Source organism: Cellulomonas sp. NPDC055163, from assembly GCF_053607065.1.
Genome location: NZ_JBSGSU010000001.1, coordinates 678,848 through 696,772, shown reverse-complemented (window position 1 = coordinate 696,772; position 17,925 = coordinate 678,848). Strand labels below are relative to the sequence as shown.

The 17,925-nt window shown below is 74.1% G+C and carries 13 protein-coding genes; 11 read left to right on the top strand and 2 right to left on the bottom strand.

The window, feature by feature from the left end; genetic code table 11:
* Positions 1-26: 26 nt before the first annotated feature.
* The 6 genes from ACWFNE_RS02985 to ACWFNE_RS02960 all read left to right on the top strand — a co-directional run bounded on the left by ACWFNE_RS02985 (position 27) and on the right by ACWFNE_RS02960 (position 7,286).
* Positions 27-3,110 carry an ATP-binding protein gene (locus tag ACWFNE_RS02985; protein ID WP_452120975.1) on the top strand — a complete coding sequence of 1,028 codons (3,084 nt, stop codon included), beginning with the start codon at positions 27-29 and terminating at the stop codon, positions 3,108-3,110.
* A complete protein-coding gene (locus ACWFNE_RS02980; RefSeq protein WP_452120974.1) occupies positions 3,107-4,291 on the top strand; it encodes a Wadjet anti-phage system protein JetD domain-containing protein in 1,185 nt (394 codons plus the stop codon). Before ACWFNE_RS02985 ends, ACWFNE_RS02980 begins: the two co-directional genes overlap by 4 nt.
* Positions 4,292-4,398: 107 nt before the next feature.
* Positions 4,399-5,769 (top strand): hypothetical protein, encoded by a 1,371-nt coding sequence (locus tag ACWFNE_RS02975; protein WP_452120973.1) that lies wholly within the window; start codon positions 4,399-4,401, stop codon positions 5,767-5,769.
* A 12-nt stretch (positions 5,770-5,781) separates the two neighbouring features.
* A complete protein-coding gene (locus tag ACWFNE_RS02970; RefSeq protein WP_452120972.1) occupies positions 5,782-6,630 on the top strand; it encodes a toxin glutamine deamidase domain-containing protein in 849 nt (282 codons plus the stop codon).
* Positions 6,627-6,887, top strand: a complete 261-nt coding sequence (locus ACWFNE_RS02965; RefSeq protein WP_452120971.1) for a hypothetical protein — start codon at positions 6,627-6,629, stop codon at positions 6,885-6,887. Before ACWFNE_RS02970 ends, ACWFNE_RS02965 begins: the two co-directional genes overlap by 4 nt.
* 138 nt (positions 6,888-7,025) lie before the next feature.
* Entirely contained in the window at positions 7,026-7,286 is a 261-nt protein-coding gene (locus tag ACWFNE_RS02960; RefSeq protein WP_452120970.1) for a hypothetical protein, read from the top strand.
* 89 nt (positions 7,287-7,375) lie between these two features.
* Here ACWFNE_RS02960 and ACWFNE_RS02955 read toward each other — a convergent pair whose 3' ends face one another.
* On the bottom strand, positions 7,376-11,245 hold the full coding sequence (locus ACWFNE_RS02955; protein WP_452120969.1) for a hypothetical protein: 3,870 nt from the start codon (positions 11,243-11,245) through the stop codon (positions 7,376-7,378).
* A 416-nt stretch (positions 11,246-11,661) separates the two neighbouring features.
* Between ACWFNE_RS02955 and ACWFNE_RS02950 the strand changes: the two genes are divergently transcribed.
* Positions 11,662-12,078 carry a GlcG/HbpS family heme-binding protein gene (locus ACWFNE_RS02950; RefSeq protein WP_452120968.1) on the top strand — a complete coding sequence of 139 codons (417 nt, stop codon included), beginning with the start codon at positions 11,662-11,664 and terminating at the stop codon, positions 12,076-12,078.
* Between the two features lie 101 nt (positions 12,079-12,179).
* Here the strand turns inward: ACWFNE_RS02950 and ACWFNE_RS02945 are convergent, their stop codons facing one another.
* On the bottom strand, positions 12,180-12,722 hold the full coding sequence (locus ACWFNE_RS02945) for a M15 family metallopeptidase (protein ID WP_452120967.1): 543 nt from the start codon (positions 12,720-12,722) through the stop codon (positions 12,180-12,182).
* Positions 12,723-12,937: 215 nt separating this feature from the next.
* Here ACWFNE_RS02945 and ACWFNE_RS02940 point away from each other — a divergent pair, with 215 nt between their 5' ends.
* From ACWFNE_RS02940 to ACWFNE_RS02925, 4 genes are all read left to right on the top strand, one after another.
* On the top strand, positions 12,938-13,606 hold the full coding sequence (locus ACWFNE_RS02940; protein ID WP_452120966.1) for a response regulator transcription factor: 669 nt from the start codon (positions 12,938-12,940) through the stop codon (positions 13,604-13,606).
* Complete coding sequence (locus ACWFNE_RS02935; RefSeq protein ID WP_452120965.1) at positions 13,603-14,886, top strand: sensor histidine kinase; 1,284 nt, start codon at positions 13,603-13,605, stop codon at positions 14,884-14,886. The genes ACWFNE_RS02940 and ACWFNE_RS02935 overlap by 4 nt, the downstream gene beginning before the upstream one ends.
* 668 nt (positions 14,887-15,554) lie before the next feature.
* The gene (locus tag ACWFNE_RS02930; RefSeq protein ID WP_452120964.1) at positions 15,555-16,826 is read left to right on the top strand and encodes an ATP-grasp domain-containing protein; all 1,272 of its coding nucleotides are present in this window, start codon (positions 15,555-15,557) and stop codon (positions 16,824-16,826) included.
* A 34-nt stretch (positions 16,827-16,860) separates the two neighbouring features.
* Positions 16,861-17,862: an SGNH/GDSL hydrolase family protein gene (locus ACWFNE_RS02925; RefSeq protein WP_452120963.1), complete on the top strand. Its 1,002-nt coding sequence runs from the start codon at positions 16,861-16,863 to the stop codon at positions 17,860-17,862.
* Positions 17,863-17,925 lie beyond the last annotated feature (63 nt).

The following is a 17,925-nucleotide window of genomic DNA, read 5'->3' as shown; positions in this document are numbered from 1 at the left end:
GATCGGACCGGACGTTCGCTGCGTACGTGCGGGGCGCGTGGCGGCGGCAGACGGACGAGTCGACGGGTGAGGTCGTCAGCCAGTACCTGCGCCCCGGTGCGACGTGGAGCGGGATCGCGCTGCGCTTCGCCGACGGCCGGGGCGGTGCGCCAGTCGTGCTCGTCAAGCTGTTCCACCTGCGCGCGGGCGAGAACACCAAGCCGACCGAGCTGCACGTGCTCGCCGGTGGCGGTCTGAGCCTGCTCGACCTGCAGCCGTACGCGCGCGACGGACTCGACGTGCGCCGGCTCAAGGCCGCGCACTCCGACGCCTACGTGACGGACAAGCACTCGTCGTTCGCCGCCCGCTTCTGCCGCACGTTCGGCATCGGCGGGGACAACGCGCTCGCCCTGCTGCACAAGACGCAGTCCGCCAAGAACCTCGGGTCGCTCGACGACCTGTTCCGCGGGTTCATGCTCGACGAGCCGTCGACGTTCGTGCTCGCGGACGTCGCCGTCGAGCAGTTCGCCGAGCTCTCGGCCGCGCACCGCAGCGTCATCACGGCACGCGACCAGGTGGCGCACCTGACGCCGCTGCGTCGGATCGCGCAGGACCTCGACGAGTCGGTCGCGGCGGTCACGCGGACCGCGGCCCTGCGGGAGGCTCTGCCGGCCTTCACGGACCGGTGGCAGCTCGAGCTCGCGCGGACCGAGCGCGACCGGCTGGTCGCCGAGGTGGCGCTGGCCCAGCAGGCCGTCGACGAGGCGCGTGTGCGCGCGTCCGAGGCGGACTCCGCGGTCCGGGCGGCCGAGCTCGTGGTGTCCCGGCACGGGGGTCAGGCGCTCGCGGAACGCCAGGCGCACGCGGACGCCGCCGCGCAGGCCGTCGACCGGGTGCAGCGTGAGCTCGCGATCCTCACGGGCCGGCTGGCGTCGGTGGGCGTGCGCGCACCCGAGAGCTTCGAGGAGTTCGAGGAGCTGCGCCGCGAGGCGGCCGCCGACCGCCGGAGCGCCGAGCAGGAGGCGGAGGCGGAGCGCGCGCGTCTGCACGCCGCTTTCGCCGCGCCGGCGGACACGCGTGCGCGGGTCGCGACGATCGACCGCGAGCTCGGTGCGCTCAAGCGCGTCCGGTCGAACCTGCCCGCGGACCTGCTGGGTGCCCGGACGCTCGTGTGCCGTGCCACCGGACTGCCGCCGGACGTGCTGCCGTTCGCGGGCGAGCTGCTCCAGGTGCGCGAGGAGCACCGGGACTGGACCGGCCCCCTCGAGCGCGTCCTGCGCCCCCTCGCCACGGTGCTGCTCGTCCCGGCGGTCCACCGTGACGTCGTCGTCCGCGCGGTCGACCAGCACCACCTGCGCGCCCGCCTCGTGCTGGAGATCGTCCCGGCACACGTCGAGCGACCGCCGCTGGTCGGCAGCCCTGGCTCGCTGGTGCACCGGGTCGAGGTCAAGGCCGGCCCCATGAAGCCGTGGCTCGACGGGGTCCTCGCTCGTCAGTACGACTACGAGTGCGTCGCCGACGACTCCGCCCTGCACGGCCTCACCCGTGCCGTGACCCGGCGCGGTCAGGTGAAGCGCGGCGCCACGAGGCTCGAGAAGGACGACCGGTTCGAGGTCGACGACCGCGCCCGCTGGGTCCTCGGATTCGGGAACGAGGAGAAGGTCGAGCACCTGCTCGCGCTGCGCCGGACCGCGGACGCCGAGCTGCGGCGGCTCGAGGCGGAGGCCGAGCGCGTGGACGACGCGCGCTCGGCACGGCAGTCACGCATCGCCGCCCTCGGCGCGCTCTCCGACCGCTCCTGGGCGGAGATCGACGTCCACGCCGCGCGAGAGACGCATGCGCGGGCCGAGGCTGCCGTCGCCGAGCTGCGCGCCGCCAGCACCGACCTGCGCGCGGCCGAGGCTGCGCTGACCCGAGCACGAGAAGCCGCGGCGCCCGCCCACGCCGCGGTCGAGGCGGCTCGATCGGCCCATGCGGCGGCCGACAGCAGCCGGGAGACAGTGGCCCGGGTCGTCGCCGACCGCGCGCGCAGCGAGATCCCCGACGTCTCGCCCGACCGCCACGCGGAGCTGGAGCACCGGTTCTACGCCGTCCAGCGCACCGTCCGGTACGACGGCATCGACAAGATCGCGCGCACGGTGGCCACGGCCCTCGGGCACGAGCACGACCGGCACCTCGCCGCCTGCACGCAGGCGCAGCAGTCGATCGTCGAGCTGACGACGGAGTTCCGGCGCCGGTGGGAGGCGCTGGCCGGCGACCTGACCACGTCCGTCGACGACCGCGCGGGTTACCTCGCGATCCTCGGTCGGCTCGAGAGCGACCGTCTTCCCGAGTTCGAGGAGCGGTTCCACGAGCTCATGCAGTCGCAGTCGCAGCGCAACGTCGGCGTGCTCGCCAGCCAGATCCGGCGGGCACCGGGCGAGATCCGCGACAAGATCGTCCCGATCAACGCCTCGCTACGACGCTCCGAGTTCGACCGCGGCCGGTTCCTGCAGATCCGCGTCGACGAGAACCGCAGCACCACGGCGACCGAGTTCCTCGCCGACCTGCGCGTGATCTCGTCGGGCTCCTGGGCCGACGAGGGACGCGACGCGGCCGAGCAGCGCTACGCAGTGATGGAACGCGTGATGCGGCGGCTCGGGTCGTCGGAGACGGGGGACCGCACGTGGCGAGCGCTGTGCCTCGACACCCGGCGGCACGTGCGGTTCACGGGTGTGGAGGTCGACCGTGACGGCGTCGAGGTGAACATCCACGACTCGAGCGCCGGGCTCTCGGGAGGGCAGCGGCAGAAGCTGGTGATCTTCTGCCTTGCGGCCGCGCTGCGCTACCAGCTCACGGTCGACGACCAGGAGCTGCCGACCTTCGGCACCGTGGTCCTCGACGAGGCGTTCGACAAGGCTGATGCTGCGTTCACCCGCATGGCGATGGACGTGTTCGTGGAGTTCGGCTTCCACATGGTGCTCGCCACGCCGCTCAAGCTCCTCCAGACCCTCGAGGAGTACGTCGGCGGCATCGGGCTCGCGACCTGCCGCGACTTCCGGGAGTCACGCGTGGGACTCGTCTCGTTCGAGGAGGTCGCGGTCGACGACGATCCCGTGCCAGAACCCGCCGGTCCCGGCGGGGGCTCGTGACGCGCGCGTCCGGGCCGGTCACCGTGACCTCGGCGCGGCAGCGCGCGCTGACGGTCTACGAGCGACGCGCTGCCCAGTGGGCGACTGAGCACGCGGACACCCCCGTGCTGGACCTCCCGCTGCACCCGCCGACGCAGGACACTGCGCTCGGAGACGCGGCCGCGGCCGTCGCGTGGGTGCGGTCGTGGCACGACGTGCCCGGAGTCGTCTGGACCCGACGCCGCTGGGCCCACGTGGGCGATCAGGAGGTGCCGGAGCGGTTGCGCCTCGACCAACCGGACGACGCCGCGCGGTTCGCCGGACGGGCCGTCCACTGGCGCGTCCTGAGTACACGCGCCGACGAGCTCCTCGCACGCTGGGGAACCCCCGTGCAGCCGGCGGTCAGGCGGCACGCACGGTCGATCGCCGAGCACGACGACGCGGATCACGCGAGGCTCATCGCGGTCGTCGACTGGCTCGTCACGCATCCGCGCTCGGGGCTGTTCTTCCGTCAGGTTCCCGTCGCCGGCGTCGACACCAAGTGGCTCGGCACTCGGCGGGCTCTCGTCACCGCGCTCGTCACCGCCGTCACCGGTGCGCCCGACCTGGGACTACGGCAGCCCCCCGGGCTCGTGCGCCTGCGCTTCCTCGACACCACGCTCGCGCCGGGCGGGCTCGCCGAGCTCGCGGCACCTCCGAGCGAGCTGGACCGGCTGACGATCAGGCCCGACCGCGTCATCGTCGTCGAGAATCTCGAGTCGATGCTGGCGCTGCCCGACGCGCGGGGGACGCTCGCTGTCCACGGCTCAGGCTACGCGGTGGACAGGCTGGGGACCGTCGGCTGGCTGCGCACCGCGCCGATCACGTACTGGGGCGACCTCGACCGTGACGGGTTCGCGATCCTCGACCGCCTGCGGACCCACTGCTCGGACGTCGCGTCCGTGCTGATGGACGAGTCGACGCTCCTCTCGCACCGCAACCTGTGGGTCGCGGACCCGAACTACGCCCGGGACTTACCGTCCCCCCGCTGGGAACGGCTCACCGCCGAGGAGACCACCGCCGCGCACCTGCTGCACGAGCTCGGTGGGGTTCGGCTCGAGCAGGAGCGGCTCGCGTGGCCCCTGTGCCTCCGAGCGCTGGGGCTGGCGCAGGAAGCGAGTCCTGGGCACGCGTCAGCGCGGTCGGCGCTGACCGAGATATGACGGTCGCCCCCACGCGCTTCCCGGCAGAGCCCGATCGCTTCGCCTGACCCGCGCCAGAGTGCGACCGCTACGGTGTGCCGGACTTGGGAGGTGGATGACCGGTGGCGATGACGACTGACCAGCACGTGAGCAAGTCCGCGGCGCCGCCCGAGTGGTGGGAGGCGGCGCGGACCCGGGTGGCCGAGTGGTGGGCGGCTCGGCCCGGGCTCGCGAGGCGCTGGGCGCGGATGCGCGCGGTGGGCCTGTGGGTCTGCGTGGTGCTCGTGCTGGTGATGCTCGCTGTCGTGGAGTCCGTGCGAGACTCGGTGCGCGTCTACATGGGCAGCTTCGTGCTGCTCGTCGTGTGGTTCGTGCTCGCCCGGACCAAGACCCTCTCCTGGGCGACGACCGCGCGGCTGTTCAGCGCGGGGGTGCTGTGGTCGGCGTTCCTCGGGTGGTTCACCTTGCAGGTCGCGGCCGCGCTGGACCTGTGGCCGTCGTCCGACGGGTCCGGTGTGGCGCTCGCCGGGTTCCTGGAGGAGACCGGCAAGCTCGTCCCGCTGCTCGTGCTCGCGCTGCTCGCGCCCGGGCGGGTGCGGCGGTTCTCGGCGACGGACTGGTCGCTCGTCGGGTTCGCGTTCGGGATCGCGTTCAACGCCTACGAGGACGCGGTCCGGCAGGTGGCCTCGCGCGGGACGCTGTGGCTGTTCTGGAACCCGCCCGAGCCCTACACGCTGAACCCGTGGACGACCGCCGGGTTCGCGTCCGTGGACGGTGTCGCGGTCGCGCACGGGCACCACATCTGGACCGTCACGACCGCGATGAGCATCGGCCTCGGCATCGCGCTGTGGCGCACGGGCCGCGTCCCGGCGCGTGTCGGCGCCGTCGCGCTCCCGGTCCTCTCGTTCGTGCTCACGGTGGCCGAGCACGCCTCGTACAACGCCCACAACGCCCACTCGACCTGGCCAGCCGAGAGCGCCGCCGGGTTCCCCGCGGTGCTGTCGGGCCTGTGGTCGCTCACCGGTCACGGCGGGGCGACGGGCGTGGCGTCGGTTGTGCTGCTCGTCGCGTGCCTGCTCGTGGACGTGCGACGCCGGCACCGCGCGGCACTGCTGGCGCCGGCGGGCGGGGACAGGCGGTGCCCTGCGGGTGCCGTGGGCGACACCGAGCCCGGTACCCGCGTCCTGGGGTGGTGGCAGGCGCGCGTCGACCGCTGGGAAGGCGCGCCCCGGCGGCTCGCAGGCCTCGTCACCCCGCTGCTGCGGGCGGCGGCCCAGTGGTGGGCCGACGTCGCGGTCGTCCTCGTCGCCCACGCACGGGTTGACGGCGAGCCGCGCCGTGCGGCCGTCGGGCGCGGCCGTGCAGTAGCGGTGCAGGTGCGGAACACCCGTGCCGAGGCGATGGCCCTGACGACACCGGGCGTCGAGCCGCGGGCCCGCGCGGTGTTCCGGCGCACGGCTGCGGTCGTGGGGCTCGTCGGCGTCGCGCTCGCCCTCTGATGGGGCACGGCGATGGCCGCCGCGATCGGCCGCTCCCTGCTCCTCGACGGTGACGGCAACTACCTCGCCGGGCTTCTCGAGAACGCCGGGCAGTGGTTCAACGGGCTGTCCCTCGGCCAGCAGATCGCCGTCGGTGCCGGCGTCGCCGCACTCGTTGCGCTGTCCGGCGGGTCTCTCGGGCTCGCGATCGGGGTGTCCGGCGTCGCGACCTACGGCCTGTCGCACGCCGAGGGTGCCGCCACCTTCTCGCGCGACCCCGTCCGCGCGACCGCCGACTACCTCGCGACCACCACCCCGCTCGAAGCGGGCCTCGACGCCGGCGAATTCGTCCTGACCTTCCTGCCCGGCAACTTCGCCGGCGCCGCCGCCGGGCGCGGCGCACGGTCACTTCTCGCCTCGGGTGGGCAAGCGTCCGCGCCTGCGGACATGCCACGATCGTCGTTCGCCGCGATCGACGACTGGATCCGCGACGTCAACCCCGGGTACACCGGAGACCCGTTCGACCCGCGATCGGTCAACTGCGGCAAGTGCGCGGAGTCCGTGCAGGACGTGTTCAACGGCGGACCCCTTGCACCGGCAAATTGGGGTACCTACACGGTCCCAGAGATGGAAGCGATCACGGGACTCCGCCAGGTGGAGATGAGTCCCGAACAGATCGCGGACGAGCTACGCTCCGGCGGAGCGGGCTCACACGCCGTCGTGGGGATCGATCGAGCGGACGACTCCGGCCACTGGTTCAACGCCTACTTCGACGGTGAGCGTGTGGTCGCGGTGGATGGGCAATCCGGGGAAATCCTCGACTGGCCGCCGGATTTTGGCGCCATCCGGTGGGATGCAGCGATCAGAAGGATGAATGGGTGATCCGCGACCGACATGAGGGCGCCGCTCTCGCGAGCGAGCTCCTTCGCATACCGCTCGCCGATGCCCTCGAGCACTCGCGAGACCTTTCGGAGATCGACGCCTTCTTCTACTGGGTGCCGATTCGCGGGGGCGGGAGGCTGATCGTGGGACGCGACGGATCCGTGCTGTTCGGCATCTCGTCGTTGAGGCTGGAGCAGATGGTCGAGGCCTTCGCCGCCGGGCGTCGTACCGACCGTTCGCTGTTCTCGACAGACTGACGGGCTGGCGCGGTCAGCCGCGCTCGCGGACCGGCTCGCGAACGGTGCCCGGCCGTCCCCACGGGTGTGCCGGGTTCTCGAATGGCCGCCTGGGCGCGGGGCTGTTCACTCAGACGCAGCGATCTGGAAGGTGAACGGATGATCGACGATCGGCACAGCGGCGCCGTGCTCGCGAGCGAGCTTCTTCGGAGCCCGCTGGAGGTGATGCTGGCGAACTCGCGCGCCCTGCCAGAGCTCGACGCCTTCTTCTACTGGGTGCCCGTCCGCGGGGGTGGGCAGATCATCGTCGGGCGTGACGGGTCCGTGCTGTTCGGCATCTCCTCGCTGACACGACAGCAGATGGTCGAGGCCTTCGCCGCCGGGCGTCGGACCGACCGGGCGCTGTTCGAGACGGACTGACCCGCGGGCGCGCTCCGATCACGCCGTCCGTGGCTCGGCCGCAGCGGGAGGCGGTGGTGCATCAGCCCCCGCCGCGCTCCCGCCAGCCCTCACGACCTCCGTCGCGAGTCGAAGTCGATCCGCGTCGTGCTCCCGTCCCCGACCGTCACCTGGATCTCCGTCCCGGTCGCGCGCTGCACGCCGTCGACGGAGATCCGCCACGGCGCGAGCGCCTCGTCCGCGGCGATGACGACGTCGTACGTCCCGCCGCCGGGCAGTGCCAGCCGGTAGGCGCCGGTCGCGTCGGTGACGTCGTAGGCGAGCCCCGGGACGGCCACCGCGGCACCGGCGAGCGGGGCCCCGTTGACGGTCACGTGGCCGGTCAGCGCGGCGCCCAGCTCGAACTGCTGCCAGGTGTACGGGCCGGTCGCGTACGGGTCGCGCAGGGTCACGGGGCTGGTCGGGTCGGCGTACACCGTGAGCGACTGGACCCGGTACGGGCCGTCGACGGCCCGGCCGGAGATGAGGCGCCCGTCGTACACGAGGGTCAGGACGTTCTCGCCGGCGGTCAGGAACGCCGACGTCCCGCGCCACTGGATCTCCTCGCCCCCGGGCTCGGTCAGGCGGCCGTTGGCGGAGTACGTCCCGGCCTCCTCGACGTCGACGGTCACGTCGACCGCGAGGGACTCGTACAGCCCGTCCCCGTCGTCGTCGATCCCGCGGTCGGCCACCGTCTCGATGACGAGTCCGCCACCGGGCCGGAACGTGTCGGCGTCGTAGGCGGCCGTGGTGTGCGCGGCGAGCGCGAGGACCTCGGGCTGCTCCCCGGTGCGGCCGAGCTCCAGCCCGGTCAGCGTGTACGGACCGTCGAGGCCGCGTGCCTGGATGGCGCCGCCGTCGAAGTCGAGGACCAGGGTCCCCGCGCCCGCGTCGAGCACGGCCGCCGTCTCGGTGTTCGCGACTCCGGCGCCGGTCGCGTCGACGAGCGAGCCGCGCAGCGTGACGTCGGCCGCGGTGTCGAGCGTGACGCCGACCTCGACCCGCAGCACGTCGGGGTGCCCGTCGTCGTTGGTGTCGACCGCGGAGTCGGTGTAGGTGCCGGTGAGGGTCGCGGCCGGCGGGTCGAACTGTGCGGCGGTGTACGCCGCGGTGCGGTGGACCCGGGTCATCTGCTGGGTACCGGCGGCGTCCGTGACGGTCAGCACGACGTCGTACGGGCCGTCGGCGCCCGCCCGGGCCACGTCGCGACCGGGGAAGCGCAGCACGACGTCCTGCGGTGACGTCGTGGCGGCGACGGTGCTGGTCAGCGTGGCGATCGTGGCGCCGTCCGCCGCGAGGAGCGTGCCGCGCACCGTGACGTCCCCCGCGGTGAGCGCGGCGACGGAGGCGGTGACGTCGAGCGTGTCGAACCGGCCGTCGCCGTCGGGGTCGGCGCCCTCGTCGGTGACGTCCGGGCCGATCTGCACGGGCGGCAGGGCGAAGTCGTCGGCGTCGTAGGCGGCCGTGGTGTGGGTGAGCGTGCCGGCCGACGTGAGGTCCTCGACGGTGAGGTGCACCGTGTACGGACCGTCGAGGCCGCGCGCCCGGATCGCCTCACCGGCGAAGTCGAGCACCACGTCCTGGGACGCCCCCGCCACGAGGGTGAGGTCCTGCCGGGCGGAGCCCAGCCAGGTGTCGCCCGCGAACAGCTGCGCGCCGATCGTGGCGACCCCCGAGCCCGTCGCGGTGACCGGCACGTGCACGCGCAGACCCTCCGCGACGCGCTCGTCGCTGATCGTCCCGACCTCGGCGAGCGGCCCCTGGAAGTCGGTCGCGTCGTACGGCTGGGTCGTGTGCGCGACCTCCGCGACGACCGTGCCGTCCGCTGCGGTGACGGCGCCCGTGACGGTGTACGGGCCGTCGAACCCGCTCGCGCGCAGCGCGTCACCCGGGAAGTAGACGGGGACGACGCTCTCGCCGGCAGGCAGCGTGGTGTGCACGAGGACGGTGTCCTCGCTCCGCGGGTCGAGCGAACCGCGGGCGAGGTAGGTGCCGTCGGGCGCGGCGAGCGCGAGGTCGACGAGGTGCTCGCCGGCGGCGGGCGCGTCGACCGTCACGTCGACCCGCAGGACGTCGGGCTGGCCGTTGCCGTCGGTGTCCTCGCCGCGGTCCGTCGCCGCCGCGAGCGCAGCCTGGACCGCGTGCTCCGGCTGAGCCGCCTGCTCCGGCGGCACCGCCTGGGCGTCGAGCCCGGGCGCCGGGAGGAGCGGTGCCGGCGGGACCGGTCCCGGTGGGACCGTCCGGTACGTGTTCATCGGCCACCCCGTCGCGTTCGTGGCGCTCGTGACGGTCACCTCGAACTCGGGCGCGCCGGCCACGGTCGGCCGGCACCGGTAGACGTTCAGCGCGACCGGGCCGGCGAACAGGCACGCGATGCTGTCGCGCTCGAACGCCGCGGTGCCCGACGCCCCCGTGACGCCGAACGTCGGGTCGTAGCGCTTGCCGCCGTACGTGCCCCACGAGTGGCTGCCGAAGACCCAGCGGTCGGCGCTGCCCCCGGACGGTGCGGCGTTGGCGCTGGCGTTCCCGTCGAGCGCCGGGCGCGTGCCCGTGAGGAAGGTGTACCGCGGGCTGTCCTCGTAGCTCGCGTCGACCCCGAGGCTGCGGGCGAGCGTGAGCCACACGTCGCGGAACGTGAAGCACTGGCCGAGCGTGCCGGTGCCCTCGATCAGGTCCTGGGCGCTGCTGAGCGAGCGCGACGCGGAGTACGTCCAGCCCTTCGGGTTGCCGTAGACGCCGGTGTTGAGGGCCAGGGCGACGTCCTCGGGGGTCGTCCTCCCACCGGCACCGAGGTCGAACGCGAAGTCGAGCCACCCCGTCTTGGGCGTGCTGGTCGACGGGAGCCCCGCGCGCCAGCTGCTCACCGGCTCGCCCAGGAGCACGTACACCGTGTGCTTGCGCTCCTGCACCGTCAGGAGGGTGTCGTCCTTGCGGATCTCGAGCCACACCGTCAGGTCGTACCGGCCGGTGCGCTGCGGCACGGCGATCTCGACCTCGTCCTCCCAGCCGGTGACGCCAGTCGCGGGCCCGCTGCCGGCGCCCCCGCCGCCGGAGAACTCCCAGCGGGTCCGCACGGTCGGCTCCCAGTCCGGGGTCGAGGGCCACGCGCCGATCGTGTACTCGTAGGTGAACGTGCCGGACGGGTCGCCGAACCACGGGTCGTCCGCCATCGCGTCCGCGACGGCGTCGTCCTTCGTCGGCGCGAGGAGCGTGCCCGACGCGTCGAACGCCCGCTCGTACACGGTGTCGGGGATCTCGTCGTTGCTCAGACCGCGGAGCACGTCGACGTCGTCGGTCGCGTCGGTCGCGAGGTGCGCGACGGCGAACGGCACCGCGACCTCCGCCCAGTCGACCTCGACGGCCCAGCACCCCGTGCCCGCGGTGTCGATCGCGACGCTGAAGGCGTTGCTGCCCGAGTCGAGGACGTCCGGCGGGATCGAGAACGTGTTGACGATCCACTGGTCGTTGGCACCCGTGAGCGTCCCGACCGGCGTCCCGTTCACGGAGACCTGGTCGACCTCCGGCCCGCACTCCTCCGAGCCGGCCTGGTCGACGTCGAAGACGAACATGCGCAGCTCGATCGGCTGCCCGGGGGCCGCCTCCGGGTCGATGCCCTCGAGGTCGATGTCGAACGTGATCGGGCCGGGGCCGAACAGGTACTGGTCGAGGCTCCCGCCCTCGTCGACGCGCAGCCGCGCGCGCTTGGCACCCTCGTCGTAGGTGAGCCGGGTCCCCGCGGCGAGCGCGGCGACGCGTCCCGTCTCGGGTGGTGCGTCGTCCGGCGTGTCGCGGTCGGTAGACGCTGGGGCGGCGACCGCCGCCGGCGGTGGTGGGGTGACCGCCGGCGCGGCCGCCGCGGCTGCGGGGACCGCCCCCAGGGCGGCGAGCGCCGCCACCGTGAGTGCAGCGGACGTGCTCCGGACCCGACGACGACGCGTCACGATGCCCCCTCGACCTCGACGCGGGCCACCGGCCCGGTCGGACCCGGCGGTGGCGTGCCCCTCGGACGCTAGGGGCGCGGTCCGGACCCGAGGAAGCGCGCGACGGGCGCCGTGCCTGATCGGGCACGGGGTGTTCCCCTGCGGCCCGCCCGGCCCACGCACGGTGACCCGATCGGGCGGGCTCGTGGCGCCGGCCGGGCGACCCGGGCGTACGGCGAGCGCTCGAGGGTCTCGAGGTGGAGAGTGAGAACCGCCGCGAGCCGGCCCGCAGTCGCCGCGCCGAGCGACGACGGCGAGGACCCTCGACCGCGTCGACGAGCGACCTCGCGCGCGGTCCTCTGCCGACCCGACGAGCGGCAGCCGGCTTCATCCCGACGGCGCAACCTGCGCCCGTCCGACACGGAAGAAGGACCCCGATGAGCGACATCACCCTCGAGCAGGCCCAGGCAGTCGTCCAGGCGGCACTCGCGGAGTCCGCATCCCGGGACCTGGCGATGAACGTCGCCGTGGTCGACGCCGGGGGCAACCTCAAGGCCTTCGCCCGCATGGACGGTGCCTGGCTCGGGAGCATCGACATCGCGATCAGGAAGGCCCGCACGTCGCGCTACTTCGACATGCCGACCGGTGCTCTCGGTGAGCTGTCGCAGCCCGGCGGGCCGTTGTTCGCCATCGAGGTGTCCAACGGTGGCCTCATCACCTTCCCGGGCGGGCTGCCGCTGGAGGTCGACGGTCAGGTGATCGGGGCCGTGGGGGTCAGCGGGAGCACGGTGGAGGACGACCACGCCGTCGCCACCGCAGCGGCGGCGGCGGTTCACGGCGGCGCGGGCGCGTAGTCGCCAGCCGCCCAGCTCGCGGTCCTGGACCGGCGGACGCCCGGCGGACGTGCGGGTGCCGTACCGGGCCGAGGGACGCTGCGCACCGCACGTCGGCGCCGTCAGCCCGCGTCCGGCAGCTGCTCCGGGCACTCCCCGCCCGGCTCGGTCGCGAGCTCGAAGTGCCACATCTCGTTGGCGTACGTCTGGCACAGGCCGTAGCGCGCGCCGCGCCGGACGACCCAGTCCGCGCCGTCCGTGGGGCCGATGTCGACCGCGTGGCCCGTGACGTGGCTCGAACCCTCGGGCGTCGCGACGAACCGCCGGGCCTCCGCGAGCGAGCCGTGCTCGCGGACGGCGTCGTCGAGCAGGTCCTGCTGCATCGCGGCGGTGCGCAGTCCGGACGTGACCCAGAGGTCGACACCGCGCTCGTGCGCGTCGCGGGCGACCGCCTGCACGGCGGCCCGGAGGTCGGCGTCGAGCCCCGCGATCGCGGGGTGCGCGTCGTCGAACGGGTCGATGGTCGTCTCGCGGAGTCGGGCGTCCTCGGCGGCGTGCTGCACCTCGACGGCGGCGAGGCCGTGCGGCGAGGTGTCGTCGGCCGGGGCGAGGTCGAGCAGCGCCGGGAGGGTCGACGCGGCGCTGACGACGACGGCGGCCGCCACGAGCGCCAGGATCGCCGCGCGGGTCGGGACACGCCTGCGGTGCGGTCGCGCCGGGCGGGGTCGTGGCGGGGCGGGCGGGGACGGGGTCCGGGTCGTCATACCGCACAGCCCACGCGCCGCGGTGTTGCGGGGGCGTCGGCGAAAACGCAGACGCTCTCCATATCCGCCGCTGCCTAGACTCGCCGGGTCCGTCGTCGAGCCGGCCGGAGGTCGCGGTGCGCATCCTGGTCGTCGAGGACGAGCGGTACCTGGGGGAGGCCGTCGTGACCGCTCTGCGGCGGGAGGCGATCGCCGCGGACCTGGCCGACGACGGCGAGCAGGCACTCGAGCGGTTCTCGCACGCCGCGTACGACGTCGTCGTCCTCGACCGCGACCTGCCCGGCGTGCACGGCGACGAGGTGTGCCGGCAGGTCGTCGCGGCGGGGCTCGGCACGCGAGTGCTGATGCTGACGGCCGCGGGGACGCTCGACGACAAGGCGCGCGGGTTCGGGCTCGGGGCCGACGACTACCTGACCAAGCCGTTCGCGATGCAGGAGCTCGTGCTGCGGGTGCGGGCGCTCGGCCGCCGTCCGGCCGCGGGGCCGCCCGTCGTCGAGCTCGCGGGGCTGCGGCTCGACGCGTTCCGCCGCGAGGTGTTCCGCGCCGGGCAGTACGTGCGGCTCAGCCGCAAGCAGTTCGCCGTGCTGGAGGTGCTCGTGGGTGCCGGCGGGGGCGTCGTCAGCGCCGAGGAGCTGCTCGCGCGGGCGTGGGACGAGCACGCGGACCCGTTCACGAACGCCGTGCGGATCACCATCTCGGACCTGCGCAAGCGGCTCGGCGAGCCGTGGGTCATCCACACCGTGCCGGGCGTCGGGTACCGCGTCGGCGAGCCGGGGGAGTCGTGACCGCTCACCGTGCGGAGCCAGCCGACGAGACGCGCCCCTGGGAGGCCGCGACCCCACGCCGCCCCGACGGCCCACCGACCGACGCGCGGAGCGGACTGCGCACGAGCGCGCGGCTCCGGCTGACCGTCAGCTACGTCGCGTTCCTGCTCGTCGCCGGGCTCGTGATGTCGGTGTGCATCTGGGCGGTCCTGCGGTTCGTGCCGAACTACCCGCTCACCGCGGCGAACCCGAGGGACCTCGACAGCCCCATCGCGTCGCGCGGGGAGATCCTCGACGCCGTCGTCCAGGCGTGCGCGCTGGCGCTCGCGGTCCTCGCGGTGGTCGGGTCGGTCGGCGGGTGGTGGCTGGCCGGGCGGGTGCTGACCCCGCTGCAGCACCTCAACGCCGCCGCCCGGGCCGCCGCCGGCGGTGACCTGACCCGGCGCGTCGGGTCCCACGGTTCCCGGCGCGACGAGTTCACGGACCTCGCCGACACGTTCGACTCGATGCTCGACCGGCTCGAGCGCGACCTGCACGCGCAGCGGCGGTTCGCGGCGAACGCGTCGCACGAGCTGCGCACCCCGCTCGCGGTGATGCGGGCGATGGTCGACGTCGCGCGCCAGGACCCCGACGAGGTCGACCTGCCGGTCCTGCTGCAGCGCCTCGACGAGACCACGCAGCGTGCGACGGACCTGGTCACGGCCCTGCTCGACCTCGCGGCGCTCGACCAGGGCGCCGTCGCGCACCGGCCCGTCGACCTCGACGTCCTCGTGGCCGACGCCGTCGAGGACCTGGCGCCCGAGGCGCGCAGCCGCGGCGTCACGGTGACGGTACGGGTCGGCCGCGCGACGGTCCTCGGCGACGAGACCCTGCTGCTGCGCGCCGTCGACAACCTGCTTCGAAACGCCGTGCGGCACAACCGTCCGGAGGGCGGGCGCGTCGTGGTCACGCTCGACGGCGGCGTGGACGGCGGCGCGGACGGCGGGGGGCGCGGCAGCGGCGGCGGTGCGGACGACGCCGGTGCCGCACGTCCCGTGCGGTTCTGCGTCGAGAACGACGGCGTACACGTCGACGACCGCCGGCTCCTGCTCGCACTCGAGCCGTTCACCCGCCGGGTCGACGTCGTCGGCGGGAACGCCGGGGCGTCGGGCGGGGGCGGCGGGTCGACGCGGTCGCACGGCCTCGGCCTGCCGCTGACCGCGCGGATCGTCGCGGTGCACGGGGGGTCGCTCGACCTGGTCCCGCGTCCGGAGGGCGGCGTGCGGGCCACCGTCACGTGGGCGGTCGCGCGCCCGGGGTGAGACCGGCGGGTGCTCGTCGCCGAGAGCGCCCGCGAGGTCCGTCCGCCGTGGCTGCCCGGCTCTTCGCGGTCCGACCAGGTCCTGGACAGGGTTCGCGACCAGATCCGCGTGTTCACGCGGGCTCTCCCTCCGCGTCGTCTTGCGATGGTTTCGCCCGGTCCGTCCCTGTGCTTAGGTGGTCACCGCGCGGCGCGCTCGGATGCCGTGCAGGGGGCAACGCAAGGGGCACAGCGCATGGTCCGGACGTCTGGACGCAGACAGAGCAGGGCTCGGGGGCGGGTCACCCGACCTCGGACCGCCGACGGACGCGACGACGCCTCCGCGGGATCGCACCGGACGGTCCCCGCCACCGCCTGACCCCTGCGGGCGTCGCGGCTCGCCACGCCACGAGCGGAGCCGCGACGGTCACGCCGCAGGCCGGCGACGCACGCCGACTCTGCGGCCCGACGCCGCGCCCACCCGCACCTCACGTGATCCACCAGCGCACCCCGCGCGGTCACCACCGCGCCCACGCCGCCCCGTGCCGCGCCTGCCCACCACCGCAGCCACGGCCCGACCCACCTGCCCACCACGGCAGCAGCCACGTCCGACCCACCACCCCGCCGCACCCGCGACGAGCCACGTCCGTCACGCCGCCGTGCCCGACGACCCCCGGAGAGGAGCAGCGCATGAGCATCCTGGTGCTCCACCGCCACAACGCGAGCCGTCGCGGTCACCTGGTGCGCGCCGCCGAGCACGCGCGCGCCCGCGGCCGGCGGTTCCTGCTCCTCGTCGAGAACCCCACGTGGGAGGCGGAGCTCGCGGACGTCGTCGTCTCCGTGGACACGTCGGACGTCGAGGCCACGGTCGCCGTCGCGCGCCGGCTGGCCGCGTCCGAGCCGGAGCCGGTCGAGGCGGTCGCGGCGTTCGTCGGGCACAGCGTGCCGGCGGCGGCCGCGGTAGCTGCCGCGCTGGGGCTGCCGTTCGTCAGCGAGCACACGGCGCGGACCGTGCGCGACAAGCACGCGATGCGCGCGGCGTTCGAGGCCGCGGGCGTCCCGCAGCCGGCGTTCGGGCTGGCGACCACCGTCGACGAGGCACGGACGCTCGCCGAGCGCCTCGGGTTCCCGCTCGTGCTGAAGCCGCTGGTCGACAACGACACGGGTCACCTGCGCCGCGTCGACACGCCCGACGAGCTCGCCGAGCACCTCCCCGAGGTGCTGCGCGGTGCGTGGGAGGGGATCGAGGGGGACCGGCGCTACGGCTGGCTGACCGAGCGGTACCCCCGCGCCGTGATCGTCGAGCAGTACCTGCCCGGCGCGGAGGTCAGCGTCGAGTCGGTCGTCGTCGAGGGTCGGACGCACGTGGTCGCGATCCACGACAAGCCGCTCGCGTCGGAGGGGCCGTACTTCGTCGACACCCTCTTCACGACGCCCAGCCGGCTCCCGGCGGACGTGCAGCGACGGGTCGCCGAGGTCGCGGCCGCGGCGCACCGGGCCGTCGGGATCGAGTCGGGCGCCGCCCACACGGAGCTCCGGGTCCAGGCGGACGGGACCCCGAAGGTCCTGGAGACCGCCGCGCGCCTCGGGGGTGGGCCGATCCACCGGTCCGTCCTGCTGAGCACGGGCGTCGACCTCGTCGCCGCCGTCCTGGACGTCGCGGCGGGCCGCGAGCCGGACCTCACCCCGCGGCCCGAGGCCACCCCGGCGGGGTTCCGGCTGGTCTTCGCGGAGCGGGCGGGGACGGTCCGTGCGGTCACCGGCGTCGCCGAGGCCGAGCTCGACCCGCGCGTGCACGAGGTCAGCCTGTACCGCGGGCCCGGCGACGCGGTCGACGTCCCCCCGCGGGTGTGGCAGTCGCACGGCCACGTGGTGTTCACGGCGGACAGCCCTGCAGGGCTGGCGCGGGCCGCCGACGAGCTGGGCGCCTCCCTGCGGTTCGAGCTCGAGGCGGCGTCATGACGAGGACCAGGTCGCACGACGAGAGGAGCGGGTCATGAGCATCAGGACCGAGATGGCGCCGTACCTGGCCGAGTACGAGGAGAAGTTCTCGAGCCGCGGCGACACGCGCTGGCTGCCCCACCTGCTGTTCTTCCACCCGGCGTCCCACACGTCCGACGTGGTCAGCACTGACTCGGTGGGCTTCCGGTACGCGACGAGCGGGGAGCGCCGGTACTCGGCCGCCGACCACGGCTCGGCGGAGTCCGTCCGGCTCCTCGTGGGCAGCTCCACGGTCTTCGGCATCGGCGCGAGCTCCGACGCGTGGACGCTCCCGTCGCGGCTCAACGCGCACGACGACCGCGGGCAGCCGTGGCTCAACTTCGGGGGGCGCAGCTTCAACTCGACGCAGGAGCTGCTGCTCCTGACGCTGTACCGGCACCTGCTGCCCAAGGTCGACGAGATCGTGCTGTTCTCCGGGTTCAACAACCTGAGCCTGGCGCGGATGCCGGAGATCCAGCGCGAGGACCACGGCACGTTCTTCCAGTACCACCGCGTCATGTCGATGTTCGCGCAGCAGGAGCGCCCGTCGTCGGTCCGCGACCGGCTGCGCCGCAAGCCCGCACCGGCGGCGCCGCCGGCGCCCCCCGCCCCCTCGATCGACGAGCAGATCGCCTACTCGGCCGACCTGACGCTGCGTCACCTGGACGCGTGGAAGGCGCTCGCGGACGCGTGGGACGCCAAGGTCACGTACGTCCTGCAGCCGCTGTCCGCCTGGGTCCGTGACCGGGGCAGCCGCGAGGAGGAGCTCATCTTCGACGAGCTCGAGGAGATGGGCGGCTTCGCCGCGATGTACGGCGACATCCTCGGGCGCGACGTGAACGCCCGCTACGCCGACGCGCTCGAGAAGGGCGCGCAGGACATCGGCGTCGACTTCCTGAACTTCAGCCCGCTCATGGCCCGCGCCGCGGACCCCGACGAGTGGCTGTTCATCGACCGGATCCACCTCACCGACGGCGGTCACGACCTCGCCGCCCGCACCATCCTCGACCACCTCTAGGAAGGCACGCACATGTCGTTCATCAAGGCGTTCATCGACCGGATCCTGCGCCGCAACAAGAAG